Below are 14,365 nucleotides of genomic sequence, written 5' to 3' on the forward strand. Positions count from 1 at the left end.
GAAATGGAAATCGTATGTGACGGGCCCTTGCGACCCGTCAGCGATCATACACGGGCCCTTTCCGGCAGATCTCCGGACGCCGCCCTTATCCGATCAGCCCACCGCCCGGCGCGACCGTCTCGTCGTAATGGCGGCGCAGCCGTTGCAGGGCGATGCGCAGCACCACCTTGCCCGAGCGCGCGGCCCAGCCCATGCGGCGCTCGGTTGTCTCAAGCCCCTCCAGATAGCAGCAGCATTGCAGCGCCACGTCGCCCAGCCCTGGCCCCAGCTCGCGCAGCGCCGCGACGACGCGGGCGCGCGCCGCCTCGGGGCCGCGCGCAATCTCGGTCCCCCGCCCACCGTCGATGGCGCCGGTCAGGAACTGATCCCAGTTCTGCGCCACGCGCGGGCCGATCTGGGCCAGCTCGAAATCCTCGCGCAAGCGCTCTCCGGCGCGCACAAGATCCCCGGAGAGGAACGGCGTACCGTCGCGATCGCGCCGCCGCGACAGCAGCACCAGCGGGCTCTCGGTCACCAGGCTGCGCCGCCGCGCCTGCGGATCGGCATCCGCCGCCTGCATCGCCGCTTCTGCCTCCGCCGTGCTGCCAAAGCCCTGCTGCGCCTCGGAAAAACCACGCAGCTTGCTTTCCTGCTCGGCCAGAAGCTTGCTCAGCGCACCGCGCCCCGCGGCGGTGATACGGTAACGCGAGATGCGGCCGGGCGCCTCGCAGGCGATCCAGCCCTTCAGCGCCATCGCCTGGGCAATCGGCGCATCGACCACGGCGGTGCGGGTCGAACCGCCCTCGCCGGTGTCGCGCACCACCACCGCCTTGTCCATTTCCGCCGCCACCGCCAGCACCGCGCCGCTTTCGCACAGGCGCCGCAGCACCCGCCGCGCCTCGCGCGCCAGCATCGCCGCATCGGGTGTCAGCTCTTCCCGCAGAGGCTCTTTCATCCGCTTGAACTCCTTCTTGGGGTCTGTCCCCGCCGCGCCGGCGCGCAGCCGGCCCAGTTGCCGCAGCGCGCCGTCGATCAGCGGGTCGTCGCGCAGGGTTTCGATCCGGCGCACCTGGCGCAGCACCGTCGACGCGTGGCAGCCCGCCAGACGCGCCAGTTTCCGAATGGCTTCGCCGCCCTCGGTATGCGCCAGATAGTGTTTTGCGTCTTCCGGCACCCATGCGGGCAAACGCGTCGTAACATCTCTATTTGATTGGCAAATCATCTTTCCATGTCCCCTAGGTCAGTCGTGTTTTGCAGAGTTATCCCCAAGACCGCACAACCTTCGCGAGTGCCAGTTACCTGTTCGTTAACGTTTCTGTCCGATCACCCAAATTAGCGACAATTTATAAACAATCATAAACGAACCGTTCTCATCGCCCCGGCGCCCCGCAACACCTAGAAAACCCGTGCAAGCATGGGCTCAGTTTCACCACTGGGGACCGGAAAACATGCAAGACATTCTCAGCCTGATGCAGACGCTGCGCCGCCCGCGCCTGCTTGTGCGCGCCGCCCGGATCGGGGCGGACGAGTATCGCCGCGAACCGCATCTGGGGCGCATTCTCGGGGTCGCGCCGCCCGCGCGCCACGCGCCGGCGATTCTGAAACTGATGGAAATCGAGGCCGTGCTGGACGAGCGCCGCCGCGCCTCGGATGGCGGTTATTCTGCGGCGCGCCATGTGGAGGTGCTGGCCGCGATGATGGGCGAGGCGCGCCAGCTGCGCGCGCATGCCTGATCTGGCGCCCCGCACGCGGAAACGCGCGGGGCAGCCAATATGTTACATGAAGCTGTCGGGCACCGCGGCCTTCTTCTCCGCGACGAAAGCGGCCAGCGCCTCGGCGGTGGCCGGGTCCATTTCCGGCTGCTGGTAGCTGTCGAGCAGCTTGCGCACCCGTTCGGAGGCAAGCTGCATCGTGTCGCGCCCGCCCTCCTCGCTCCAGGTCTCGAAGGGCTTGTAATCGAGCAGCTCCGAGCGCCAGAACGCGGTCTTGAAATGCGCCTGAGTGTGGGCACAGCCAAGGTAATGCCCGCCCGGTCCCACCTCGCGCAGCGCATCCATCGCCTGGGCGCTCTCGTCCACAGACACCCCCGCCGCCATCTTGTGCAGCACGCCGAGCTGATCCGCATCCATGACGAATTTCTCGTAAGAGGCCACCAGCCCGCCTTCGAGCCAGCCGCAGGCATGCAGCATGAAGTTCACCCCCGCCAGCAGCCCGTTGTTGAGCGTGTTCGCGGTCTCGTAGGCGGCCTGCGCGTCGGGCAGTTTCGAGCCGTTGAACGAGCCCGCCGAACGGTACGGCAGCCCAAGCCGCCGCGCCAGTTGCCCCGCGCCATAGGTGATCTGCGCCGCTTCCGGCGTGCCGAAAGTGGGCGCGCCCGAGTTCATGTCGATCGAGGTCACGAAGGCGCCGAAGATCACCGGCGCGCCCGGGCGCACAAGCTGGGAATAGGCCACGCCCGCCAGCACCTCGGCCAGCACCTGGGTCAGCGTGCCCGCCACCGAGACCGGCGCCATGGCCCCGCCGACGATGAAGGGCGAGATGATACAGGCCTGGTTATTCGCGGCATAGACCTCCAGCGCGCCCATCATCACATCGTCGAAGGTCAGCGGCGAGTTGATATTGATGAGCGAGGTCATCACCGTGTTCTGCTGGACGAACGCCTCACCAAAGAGCACGCCGCACATGTCCACACTGTCCTGCGCCCGGCTCGGCTCGGTCACCGAGCCCATAAAGGGCTTGTCCGACAGCGTCATATGGGAATGCAGCATATCGAGATGACGCTTGTTCACCGGGATGTCGGTGGGCTCGCAGACCGTGCCGCCGGAATGGTGCAGCCAGCGCGACATCTGCCCGAGCTTCACGAAATTGCGGAAATCCTCCAGCGTGGCGTAGCGGCGCCCGCCCATGGCGTCATGCACGAAGGGCGGGCCGTAAACCGGCGCCAGCACCAGATTGCGCCCGCCGATCTCGACGCTCTTGGCGGGGTTGCGCGCCACCTGGGTAAAGCGCGAAGGCGCCGTGGCGCAAAGCTGTCGCGCCAGGCCGCGCGGGATGCGCACGCGCTCGCCCTCGATCTCGGCGCCGGCCTCCTTCCAGCGGGCCAGCGCGCCGGGGTTGTTGACGAAATTGACGCCGATCTCCTCCAGCACGATCTCGGCATTCTCTTCGATGACCTGCAAGGCCTCTTCGGTGAGCAGCTCGAAATCGGGGATATTGCGCTCGATATATTTCGCAGTCTCCACGACCGTCGAGCCACGCTCCGCGCGCCGTGCCGCGCCTCCGCCGCTTCTGCTCCGTCTGCGCGCCGATGCTTCCGCCATATGCCAACCTCGTCAGAATCCGGGCGCCCTCTGCCCCCGGCTTTCGGTGAGTTTAACCCGGCATGCGCCGCCGGATAGGCGCGATTGCGGCGCATGACGTGAAAAAGCGACATCCCCGGCGCCAGGACGGCTTTGGGCGCTAACGAAAAACAGGTGACAAGAGATATTCCAAACATTTAATATAATGATTCTAGAATATCACTATTTCGCATCACTATTTCGCACAGGACGGCGGGCCTCCGTTACGGGCCAGGAGGAGAACAAGAGACCGCCCGCCGGGGGAGACGGCGGAACAGGGAGGGACATCCGATATGAGTTTCGATTTCACGCGCGGGCCGCTGGCCGGTGCGCTGGTTCTCTGCGCGCTCGGCGCAGGTCCGGCGCTGGCCACCAACGGCTATATCGCCAATGGCTATGGCGGCGCTTCCAAGGGCATGGCGGGGGCTGGCGTGGCGGTGCCCTCGGGCGTGCTGGGGCTGGCGCAGAACCCGGCGATGGGCCACAAGGTCGGCAATCAGGCGGGGCTCTGCCTCACCAATTTCTGGCCCGACCGCGAGGTCGAGGTGGCGCCCGGCGGGCCGCTCACCCCCGGCACGCATAAAAGCCGCAACGACTATTTCCTGATCCCCTGCGGCGGCGCCAACTGGGTGCTGAACGACCGTATCGCCTTTGCCGCCTTCATGTTCGGCAATGGCGGCATGAACACCGAATACGACAGCAATTTCTTTGCCGGACTCGGCGCCGGCTCCTCGCCGGTCGGGGTCAATCTGGAACAGGCCTTCATCAGCCTCAACCTGTCCTACCGGGCGAGCGAGACGGTCTCGGTGGGCCTCTCTCCGATCCTCGCGGTGCAGCGGTTCAGCGCCACCGGGCTCGAAGCCTTTGCCGGCATGTCCATCGACCCGGGCAATGTCACCGACCGAGAGGACGACTGGTCGACCGGGATCGGCTACAATATCGGCGTGCTGTGGGAGCCCACGCCGCAGCTTGCCTTCGGCGCCGCCTACCGCTCGAAGATCGACATGGAAGCCTTTGACAAATATGCTGGACTCTTCGCAGGAGACGGCGATTTCGACGTGCCGGCCGTGGCCACCATCGGCATGGCGTGGACCCCGCAGGCGACGCCGAAATGGACCTTTACAGGGGAATTCCAGCGCATCTTTTACAGCGACATTCCCGCCATCGCCAATCCCAACGCCCCGCCCGGAGGGCCGCTCGGCGCGGGCAATGGCGTGGGCTTTGGCTGGAAGGACATGGATGTCTGGCGCCTCGCGGCGATCTATCGGCATGACGAGAGATGGACCTTTCGCGGCGGCATCAGCCATTCCAGCAAGTTCATCGACGACAGCTCTGCGGTGATCAATGCGCTAACCCCGGCGACGCCACAATGGCACGCCTCGCTCGGCACCTCTTACCGGGTCACCGAGCGCTGGGGCATCACCGCCTCCTGGACGCATGCCTTCGAGAACGAGATCGAGGGCAGCAACCCGGCGCTCACCGGCATGCCGCAGCCAGTGAAAATCCGCATGTCGCAGAACGAATTCGCCATCGGCGCCACCTATCGCTGGTGAGCGGCAAAGCCCCCGGCAGGACAGGCCGGGGGCGGCCTTAAGACGGTCTTCACGCCTGCCGGGGCATGATCTGTCCGGATTGCAGCCATATGCGCACAGGAGAGATCATGCACCGATACCGCAAGGCCCTGGCGGCGCTCGCCCTCGCGCTCTGCGCCACCGGCGCGCTGGCGGAATCGGGCCATGCCCCGGCCTCCCATGGCGCAGCACCCGCAGCAGCGCCGCAGGCCGCGAGCGGTGGCGAAATCTGCCAGGGCTTTGGCCCGCAGACCCCGCGCGACATCTCCAACCCGCACGGGCGCAACCCCGCGCGGTTCGAGCTGGCGCCGCCGCCGGAGGATCTCAACCTCTGCAACATCCACACCCATACGAATGCCGAGCATATGGGGCCGGGCTTTTCGATCTATGCCGGCGCGGGCGAACATGGCGGGTTCAGATGCGCGGGCTCGGCGCGGCTCACCCCGGCAGAGCTCAGCCGCCCGCGCGGCGGCGCCCGGGTGTTCGAGGGCGTCGCCCCCGGCGATACGATCGAGGTGCACTGGGTCTATTCGTCCTGCGACGTGGCGCCGGGGCCCGGCCTCGGCGCCTGCCTGTCGGAGCGTTGCCAGAACCCGCAGCTGCGCGTCGAATCGCAGGTGTTTCTGGTGGTCAACGACCCCAACGCGCTGGATTTCCGCGATTTTATCTATTTCGGCACCATGCGGCAGGGGCTCTACCAGCCGCGCGCCCTGCCCACCGGCACCGGCCGCCCGGTGGAGTTTCGCGGCTCGACCACCGGCACGAGCTACAGCCAGCAGGTCTGTTCGCCGCTTCAGGTCACCTGGTCGGTGCGCCCGCGCTGCGCCCGGCTCGACATCGCCACGCTCGACGCCTGGGCGGCGATGGGCAACGTGTTCGAGGAAAGCCACAGCCACGGCGTGCGCGCGCTGGTCACCGCCCCCGCGCTGCTGAGCCCGATGGACTGAGCGCCGCGCCGGGGTTTGACCGGTGCTGCGACACGTTGCACAATACCGCCGGAGGAGGCGCGCCGCAGCATAAGCGGCGCCCGGCGGGGAGGATAGACCATCGCACAGCAGAGCACCGGCGCGCCCGCGCCGCGCAAGGATCTCGACAGTTCCGAAATGGGCGCCATCGCGCATCTCTACCGGGGCGAGGTCTATCGCAGCACCATCTGGCGCACCCGGCTCGACACCACGACCAACTGGGCGGTGGTGACGCTGGGTGTGGCGCTGTCGATCTCCTTCGCCTCGCCCGAGGCCTCGCCGCTGCCGCTGGTGCTGGTCGGCGTGCTGATCGTGTTCTTTCTCGTCCTCGAAGCCCGGCGCTACCGCTATTTCAACGTCTGGCGCGCCCGCGCCCGCTGGATGGAGACGCATTTCTACGCGCCGATGCTCTCCGAGGGCGATCTGCACATGGAAGACGACTGGCAGCGCGTGCTCGCAAACGACTACCTGCGCCCGCGCTACCATGTGCCCTTCATGGTCGCGGTCGGCCGCCGCATCCGGCGCAATTACTTCTGGATCCTGCTGATCCAGACCCTCGCCTTCGCCGGCAAGATCGCCGTGCATCCGACCGAGGTGCAGAGCTTTGACGAGGCCATGCGCCGCGCCGATGTCGGCCCGCTGCCGGGCGAGATCATGATGCTCATGGGGGTGATCTATGTCTCGGTCTGCGGCGCCATCGCGCTCTGGAGCAAGCGCGACGATCTGCGGCGCGGGCGGGCACGCGGGCGGGAAAAATCCGACTCCATGGGCTGAGCCCGCCGCGCCATGCGCCACGCCTCTTGCGCCGGCGCAAAACCGCCCCTAAAGCGTGCGCATGACCCAGCATGATCGCCTTCTCATCATCGATTTCGGTTCGCAGGTAACCCAGCTCATCGCGCGCCGCCTGCGCGAGCTGAATGTCTATTGCGAAATCCACCCCTATCAGAACGTCACCGACGCCTTCCTGAAAGAGTTCGCGCCCCGCGCGATCATCTTCTCCGGCGGGCCGGACAGCGTCACCCGCGAGGGCTCGCCACGCCCGCCGCAGGCCGCCTATGAGCTGGGCGTGCCGATCCTCGGCATCTGCTATGGCCAGCAGGTGATGATGCAGGATCTCGGCGGCAAGGTGGAGGCCGGCCAGAGCCACACCGCCGAGTTCGGTCGCGCCTATGTGACCCCCAAGGAAGAGCGCATCGACCTGCTCACCGGCTGGTTCCTCGACGGCACCGGACGCGAGCAGGTCTGGATGAGCCATGGCGACCATGTCTCGGAACTCGCCCCGGGCTTTGCGGTCTACGCCACCTCGCCCGGCGCGCCCTTTGCGATCACCGCCGATCTGGAACACCGCTTTTACGCGGTGCAGTTCCATCCGGAGGTGCATCACACGCCCAACGGCAAGACGCTTTACGAGAATTTCGTCCGCGATGCGGGGTTCAAGGGCGACTGGACGATGGACGCCTATCGCGACGAGGCGGTGGCCAAGATCCGCGAGCAGATCGGCGACAAGAAGGTGATCTGCGCGCTTTCCGGCGGTGTCGACAGCTCGGTCGCGGCGGCGCTGATCCACGAGGCGGTGGGCGAGCAGCTCACCTGCGTCTTCGTCGATCACGGGCTGCTGCGGCTCAACGAGGCCGAAGAGGTCGTTGGCATGTTCCGCGATCACATGAACCTCTCGGTGATCCACGCGCAGGAGCAGGATCTGTTCCTTGGTGAGCTTGAAGGCGTCTCCGACCCCGAGACCAAACGCAAGATCATCGGGCGGCTCTTTATCGACGTGTTCCAGAAATACGCCGACCAGATCGAGGGCGCAGAGTTCCTCGCCCAGGGCACGCTTTATCCCGATGTCATTGAATCGGTGAGCTTTTCCGGCGGCCCCTCGGTCACCATCAAATCGCACCACAATGTCGGCGGCCTGCCCGAGAAGATGGGGCTCAAGCTGGTCGAGCCGCTGCGCGAGCTCTTCAAGGATGAGGTGCGCGCGCTGGGGCACGAGCTGGGCCTGCCGGCGAGCTTCATCGGTCGTCACCCCTTCCCCGGCCCGGGCCTCGCCATCCGCTGCCCCGGCGAGATCACCCGCGACAAGCTGGAGATCCTGCGCAAGGCGGATGCGGTCTATATCGACCAGATCCGCAAGCACGGGCTTTACGACGAGATCTGGCAGGCCTTCGCCGCCATCCTGCCGATGCGCACGGTCGGCGTGATGGGCGACGGGCGCACCTACGATTACGCGCTGGCGCTGCGCGCGGTGACGAGCGTGGACGGCATGACCGCCGATTACTACCCGTTCAGCCACGAGTTCCTGGGCGAGACCTCGACCCGGATCATCAACGAGGTGAAGGGCATCAACCGGGTGTTCTACGACTGCACCTCGAAACCGCCGGGCACCATCGAGCTGGAGTGACCCCGGCGCCGCTTCGGGATCATTTGCACACAGACAATCCCAAAGCGCCCCGCACCCCCGGTGCGGGGCTTGTGATTCCCGCCTCCCCGACGCAAGGTCGCCCCGGCCCGAAAGGGCGAGGAGGAGCCATGGCCGAAATCCGACTGACAGGTACGATGACCTGCCCGCCCGAGCGGGCCGAAGCGGTGCGCGCCGCCCTGCCCGAGCATATCCGCCTGACACGCGCCGAACCCGGCTGCCTGCATTTCGACGTGACCGAGACCGCGCCGGGCCGCTTTGAGGTCTTTGAACGCTTTGCCGACCGCGCCGCCTTCGACGCGCATCAGGCCCGCGCCGGCGCCAGCGACTGGGCCCGCGTCACCGCCGGTTGCCCGCGCGATTACGAGATCACCGAAGCATGAGCCCGACCCTGAAAGCCGTGCTCTGGATGTCCGGAGCGATCGTCTCGTTTACCAGCATGGCGGTGGCCGGGCGTGAGGTGAGCCTCGACCTCGATACGTTCGAGATCCTGCTCTATCGCTCGCTGATCGGCGTGCTGATCGTGACTTCGGTGCTCTTTGCCACCGGGCGGCAGCACGAGATCTCCACCCGGCATTTCGGGCTGCATGTGATCCGCAACCTCAGCCATTTCGCCGGCCAGAACTTCTGGCTCTACGCGGTTACGGTGATTCCGCTGGCGCAGGTCTTTGCACTGGAATTCACCTCGCCGCTCTGGGTGATCCTGCTATCGCCGCTGGTGCTGGGCGAGCGGCTGACACCCAGCCGCGCGCTGGCGGCGGCGATGGGATTTGTCGGCGTGCTCGTGGTGGCGCGGCCCACGCCCGAGACCATCAATGCCGGGCTGATCTGTGCGGCGCTGGCGGCCGTGGGGTTCGCGGGCTCGGCGGTCTATACGCGCAAGCTCACCCGTAGCGTCAGCATCGGCTGCATCCTGTTCTGGCTGGCGGTGACGCAATCGGTCTTCGGGCTGATCTGCGCCGGCATCGACGGCGATATCGCGCTGCCCGCCGCCACGAGCTGGCCCTGGGTGCTGCTGATCGCCGTCGCCGGCCTGGTGGCGCATTTCTGCCTGACCACCGCGCTCAGCCTCGCGCCCGCGCCCGTGGTCATGCCCATCGACTTTACCCGCCTTCCGGTTGTTGCGCTGGTTGGGATGGCGCTCTATGGTGAAGCCTTGGATCCGTATGTTTTTATAGGTGCCGCCATTATTTTCGGCGCAAACTACTACAATATCCTCCGCGAAACGCGCCCGCATCTCGCCGCAACCGGTCAGTGACGTACCAGCGGCGTTTGTATTTTTTTGCGAGCGTGCCGAACGGCCAGATCAGATCTGAGCCGGGGCTGCGCCTGTCGGGGGCCGAGCCGTACAGGGAGTGGGCAGGATGAAATCGTCACTGATCGGGGCCTTTGGTCTGGCCCTGACCGCAAGCGTTGCGCAAGCTGGCGGAATCGAGCGGTCGCCGCAATCGGCGATGATCCTCTACGAGACCGGCAACCTGCTGCAATTCAGCCTGGCCTATATCGAGCCTGAGCTGACCGGCGAGAATGTCTCGCCCCCCTTCCCGCCGCAGACTCTCGGCACTCTGACGGACAGCTTCGTCCTGCCGACCTTCGAGCTGAAATTCGACCTGTCCGACCGCCTTGCCCTGGCCTTCCGCTATGAGCGGCCCTTCGGCGCGGATGTGACCTATGAGGACGGCAACGTGCCGTTCGGCGGCACGGTCGCGCAGGCGCATACCCAATCGCTCACCGCGCTGATGCGCTATCGGTTTAACGACAATTTCAGCGTTTTCGGCGGGTTGCGCATGCAGCAGGCGGGCGGGAATATCGACCTGCGCGGCGCCGCCTATGGCCCGCTCAGCGGCTATTCCGTGGATCTCGACGACGCGGTGGGCCATGGCTATGTGCTTGGCGTCGCGTATGAAATCCCAGATATCGCGCTGCGCGTGGCGCTGACCTACAATTCCGCGATATCGCATGACATGAAATCGCATGAAACAGGCCCGCTGATCGACCCGGACGGGCCCGGCCCGCTGCCGCCTCTGCCGCTGCTCGACGGGGTCAGCACCACCGAGGTCAAGACGCCGGAAAGCTGGAACCTCGAATTCCAGACCGGTATCGCTCCCGATACGCTGCTTTTCGGCTCGGTGCTCTATGTCAAGCACACGCAGTTCCGCGTCGATGCCGAGAGATTCGTCGCCGTAGCGCAGGAGGGGCTGATCGACCTCGAAGACAGCACGACCTACACGCTGGGCGTCGGGCGCCGCTTCAATGACCGCGTCTCTGGCGCAGTGAGCGTGATCTACGAGGCGCCGGGCGACAAGCTGCTCTCGCCGCTCTCGCCCACCATCGGCTTTACCCAGCTGCGGCTGTCAGGCTCCTACGCGGTGAACGACAAGGTAACGCTCTCCGGCGGGCTCGGTCATATCTGGCTCGGCGACGGTCAGCCGCAGACCGGAAACACCGCCCGCGCCGATTTCACCGACAACACCGCCTGGGCGCTGGGACTCCAACTCTCCTATCGTTTCTGACAGGGCGGGCACGGCCTGTTTGACGCCGCCTCTCGGCATGTTTACCTGTGACGCCCGGACGAGTCAGAGGAGCCCCGCCGATGCGTTATGAAACCGCGAAGGATTGGCGTGCGGCCCCGCGCAAGCGCGTCGTGCTGTTTGCCATGTCAGGCCTGGGGAAAACCCATGTCTCCTCGATCCTGCGCGAGGGCGGAGACTGGTTCCACTATTCCATCGATTACCGCATCGGCACCCGCTACATGGGCGAATACATCGCCGACAACGCCAAGCGCGAGGCGATGAAGGTGCCCTTCCTGCGCGAGCTGCTGCTGACGGATTCGATCTATATCGGCGCCAATATGAGCTTTCACAATCTCAAGCCGGTTTCGGCCTATCTCGGTAAGCCCGGCGACCGGGACAAGGGCGGCCTGCCGATGGAGACCTATCTCCAGCGTCAGGAACAGTTCCGCCGCGCCGAAGAGCAGGCGCTGCTCGACACCAGCTTTTTCATCAACCGCGCCGAGGAGCTTTACGGCTACCCGCATTTCATCTGCGACACCGGCGGCTCGATCTGCGAATGGGTCGATCCCGAAGACCCCGAGGATCCGATCCTGACCGATCTCAGCAGCGAGGCGCTGATGGTCTGGATCCGCGGCAGCGAGGCCCATACCGAAGAGCTGGTGGCGCGGTTCGACAAGGCTCCCAAGCCGATGGCCTATCAGCCGGAATTCCTCGCCGATGCCTGGGCGCGCTATCTGCACGAAACCGGCGTGGCCGAATCTCGGGTGGACCCCGACGCCTTCATCCGCTGGGCCTATGCCCAGGCGCTGGCCCACCGCCAGCCGCGTTACGAGGCGATGGCGAAGAGCTGGGGCGTTACGGTCGATGCCGCCGACATGGCCAGCGTGCGCGACGAGGCCGATTTCGTCGAGGCAATTGCCGCAGCCATGCCCGCCTGAGGCGCCCTCAGCAGGAGGAGATCACCTGCGCCAGCGCCCGCGACGAGCCGCGCAGCGTCGCATCCACCACCGCGATGCCGTCATAGGTCATCACACGCACCCGCGACCCGCTTTGCAGCGCCTGAATCACCGGGGCGGAAAACGGCTGTGCCGATTCCGGCTGGTTGCGACTGTTGGGCGCGAAGCTCAGCGGAAAATTCTGCCCGTCCACCTCGACGATCATGCCGCGTTCGCCGCCGTCTATGCCGATCACCCGCAGAAAGCTCTGCCCGCCGCCGCAAAAATAATAGAGCCCGGTCTGTGCCCGGACACCGTCGACCCCGGCATAGCCGACCCCCGCACCACTGCGCCCGGTCACCCAGGCCTGGCTCGCATCCTGCGCCGGCTGTTGTCCGCCGCCATCCGCGCAAGTGTCTCTGACACAAGCATTATACGCGGCACTGGCCGGATCGCCCTGCCCCGGCCCGTAAAGACAGGACCAAACACAGCGCTGTTCGTCCGAAATCTCAATCTGCGCGGCGGCGACCACCGGACAGATCAGGCACATAAACAGAATGAACGGCTTCAACACCGGAGAACCTCCTACATTTCGTGCAATGCGCCGTGAGAGCCTAGCAGAGTTCGAACACCGCGTCCTGCCCCCTTGAGCCCTCACCGGCACGGGTCTACACCATGCATTCCGCAACCAGTGACAGAGACCTCCATGCCTATCATGCTGCCCTCCGACCTGCCCGCCTATGACATCCTCGACCGCGAGGGCGTCATGGTGATGTCAGAGGACAGCGCCTCGCGGCAGGATATCCGACCTCTGCGCATCGGGTTGCTCAACCTGATGCCCAAAAAAATCCAGACCGAGACGCAGTTTGCCCGGCTGATCGGCGCGACGCCGTTGCAGATCGACTTCTCGCTGATCCGCATGACCGAACATCAGACGCGCAACACCGCGCCCGAGCATATGGATGCGTTTTATCGCCCCTTCTCCGAGGTCGAGGCGACAGGCGAGACATTCGACGGGCTGATCATCACCGGCGCGCCGATCGAGCTGCTCGAGTTCGACGAGGTGAATTACTGGGACGAGCTTGTCCGCATCTTCGAATGGACCCAGACCCATGTGCATTCGACCTTTGGCGTCTGCTGGGGCGGCATGGCGATGATCAACTATTTCCACCAAGTGCCCAAGCATGCGCTCGACCACAAGGCGTTCGGCTGCATCAAGCACCGCAATCTCGATCCCTCCTCGCCCTTCCTGCGCGGCTTCTCCGACGAGTTCGTGATGCCCGTATCGCGCTGGACCGAGATCCGCCGCGCCGAAGTCGAGGCTGTCGGGCTCTCGGTGCTGCTCGAGTCCGACGAGACCGGCCCGGCGCTGGTCGAGGATTCCTGCCATCGCGCCCTCTATATCTTCAACCATCTGGAATACGATTCCGGCACGCTGAAGGAAGAGTATGACCGTGACGTGCTGGCGGGCAAACCGATCAACGTGCCGGCGAATTACTACCCCGACGACGATCCCAGCCGGACACCGCGCAACCGCTGGCGCAGCCACGCACATCTGCTCTACGGCAACTGGATCAACGAGATCTACCAGACCACACCTTTCGATCCCGCCCGCATCGGTTTGGAAAAGACCGACTGGCGCCGCATCCTGGAGCCGTGAGCGGTGGCGCTCAAGCTGCTGGTCGGGCTTGTCGCGCTGGCGGCGCTGCTGGCAGCCGCCACGCTCTGGACCGCCGCGCGCCGTGAGGCGCAGGCCGAGCGCAGCCACCCGCCCGAGGGCCGCTTTGTCGAGGTGGACGGCCACAAGGTGCATTACGTCATGCGCGGCGAAGGCCCCGATCTGGTACTGATCCACGGCGCCAGCGGCAGCCTTCGCGATTGGAGCTTCGAGGCCATCGACAGGCTCAGCCGCGACTACCGCGTCATCGCCTTCGACCGCCCCGGCCTTGGCTACACGCCGCGGCTGGACGCGGACGGTGCGTCGCTGCGCGAACAGGCGGCGCTGCTCTCGGCGGCGGCGGACAGGCTCGGCGCCGAGCGGCCCATCGTGCTAGGCCAGTCCTATGGCGGCGCGGTGGCGCTGGCCTGGGCGGTGCAGCGGCCGAAACGGGTCGCGGCGCTGGTGCTGCTGGCGGCGGCCTCGCATCCCTGGGACACGCCGCTGCCGCGCTTCTACAAACTGACCTCCGGCCCGCTGGCGCCGGTGCTCGTGCCGCTGCTCACCGCCTGGGTGCCCGACCGCGTGGTCGAGGAGGCCATCGCCGAGGTCTTTGCCCCGCAGGCACCGCCGCCGGGCTATGCCGAACATATCGGCGCGGGCCTCACCCTGCGCCGCGACAGCCTGCGCGAAAACGCCCTGCAACGGGCCAGCCTGCTGGGCGAGATCGAGGCGCTGCACAAGCAGTACCCGCGCCTCACCCTGCCCATCGAGGCGGTGCATGGCAGCGCCGACACCACGGTGGGCCTGCCGATCCATTCCGCACCGCTTGCCCGCCGCGTGCATGCCGCCCGGCTGACCATCCTGCCCGGCATCGGCCACGCCCCGCAGCATGTGGCCAGTGCCGAAATGGATGCCGCCATCGCCCGTGCTGCCACACGCGCGGGTTTGCGTTAATCGCTTTCACATCCCATATTGCAGTGCAAAA

Annotated in this window: 14 protein-coding genes; 11 read left to right on the plus strand and 3 right to left on the minus strand. The window is 66.0% G+C overall.

What is annotated here, in order from left to right:
- Positions 1–85 precede the first annotated feature (85 nt).
- Positions 86–1,201: a DUF6456 domain-containing protein gene (locus I6N89_RS04280; protein ID WP_207016981.1), complete on the minus strand. Its 1,116-nt coding sequence runs from the start codon at positions 1,199–1,201 to the stop codon at positions 86–88.
- A gap of 226 nt (positions 1,202–1,427) precedes the next feature.
- On the opposite strand from I6N89_RS04280, the gene I6N89_RS04285 reads away from it, so the two are divergent.
- Positions 1,428–1,712: a DUF6477 family protein gene (locus I6N89_RS04285; protein ID WP_207016982.1), complete on the plus strand. Its 285-nt coding sequence runs from the start codon at positions 1,428–1,430 to the stop codon at positions 1,710–1,712.
- Positions 1,713–1,754: 42 nt separating this feature from the next.
- Here I6N89_RS04285 and I6N89_RS04290 read toward each other — a convergent pair whose 3' ends face one another.
- Positions 1,755–3,299, minus strand: a complete 1,545-nt coding sequence (locus I6N89_RS04290; RefSeq protein WP_207016983.1) for a trimethylamine methyltransferase family protein — start codon at positions 3,297–3,299, stop codon at positions 1,755–1,757.
- Positions 3,300–3,610: 311 nt separating this feature from the next.
- Between I6N89_RS04290 and I6N89_RS04295 the strand changes: the two genes are divergently transcribed.
- From I6N89_RS04295 to I6N89_RS04330, 8 genes are all read left to right on the plus strand, one after another.
- On the plus strand, positions 3,611–4,870 hold the full coding sequence (locus tag I6N89_RS04295; protein ID WP_207016984.1) for an OmpP1/FadL family transporter: 1,260 nt from the start codon (positions 3,611–3,613) through the stop codon (positions 4,868–4,870).
- A 107-nt stretch (positions 4,871–4,977) separates the two neighbouring features.
- Complete coding sequence (locus I6N89_RS04300) at positions 4,978–5,835, plus strand: delta-class carbonic anhydrase (protein ID WP_236016425.1); 858 nt, start codon at positions 4,978–4,980, stop codon at positions 5,833–5,835.
- Positions 5,836–5,991: 156 nt separating this feature from the next.
- The gene (locus tag I6N89_RS04305) at positions 5,992–6,627 is read left to right on the plus strand and encodes a DUF2270 domain-containing protein (RefSeq protein ID WP_207016986.1); all 636 of its coding nucleotides are present in this window, start codon (positions 5,992–5,994) and stop codon (positions 6,625–6,627) included.
- Between the two features lie 55 nt (positions 6,628–6,682).
- Positions 6,683–8,254 (plus strand): glutamine-hydrolyzing GMP synthase, encoded by a 1,572-nt coding sequence (guaA, locus tag I6N89_RS04310; RefSeq protein ID WP_207016987.1) that lies wholly within the window; start codon positions 6,683–6,685, stop codon positions 8,252–8,254.
- A gap of 128 nt (positions 8,255–8,382) precedes the next feature.
- Entirely contained in the window at positions 8,383–8,655 is a 273-nt protein-coding gene (locus I6N89_RS04315) for a putative quinol monooxygenase (RefSeq protein WP_076704761.1), read from the plus strand.
- On the plus strand, positions 8,652–9,530 hold the full coding sequence (locus I6N89_RS04320; RefSeq protein ID WP_207016988.1) for a DMT family transporter: 879 nt from the start codon (positions 8,652–8,654) through the stop codon (positions 9,528–9,530). The genes I6N89_RS04315 and I6N89_RS04320 overlap by 4 nt, the downstream gene beginning before the upstream one ends.
- 106 nt (positions 9,531–9,636) lie before the next feature.
- Complete coding sequence (locus I6N89_RS04325; RefSeq protein WP_207016989.1) at positions 9,637–10,785, plus strand: OmpP1/FadL family transporter; 1,149 nt, start codon at positions 9,637–9,639, stop codon at positions 10,783–10,785.
- A gap of 80 nt (positions 10,786–10,865) precedes the next feature.
- Complete coding sequence (locus I6N89_RS04330; protein ID WP_207016990.1) at positions 10,866–11,723, plus strand: ATPase; 858 nt, start codon at positions 10,866–10,868, stop codon at positions 11,721–11,723.
- Between the two features lie 7 nt (positions 11,724–11,730).
- On the opposite strand, the gene I6N89_RS04335 is transcribed toward I6N89_RS04330, so the two are convergent.
- A complete protein-coding gene (locus I6N89_RS04335; protein ID WP_207016991.1) occupies positions 11,731–12,291 on the minus strand; it encodes a hypothetical protein in 561 nt (186 codons plus the stop codon).
- 135 nt (positions 12,292–12,426) lie between these two features.
- Between I6N89_RS04335 and I6N89_RS04340 the strand changes: the two genes are divergently transcribed.
- Complete coding sequence (locus I6N89_RS04340) at positions 12,427–13,380, plus strand: homoserine O-succinyltransferase (RefSeq protein WP_207016992.1); 954 nt, start codon at positions 12,427–12,429, stop codon at positions 13,378–13,380.
- A 3-nt stretch (positions 13,381–13,383) separates the two neighbouring features.
- Positions 13,384–14,334, plus strand: a complete 951-nt coding sequence (locus tag I6N89_RS04345) for an alpha/beta hydrolase (RefSeq protein ID WP_328805841.1) — start codon at positions 13,384–13,386, stop codon at positions 14,332–14,334.
- Positions 14,335–14,365: the final 31 nt, after the last annotated feature.

It is taken from the genome of Salipiger abyssi (genome assembly GCF_017311415.1).
In the GTDB taxonomy this organism is placed as follows: Bacteria; Pseudomonadota; Alphaproteobacteria; order Rhodobacterales; family Rhodobacteraceae; genus Salipiger; species Salipiger abyssi_A.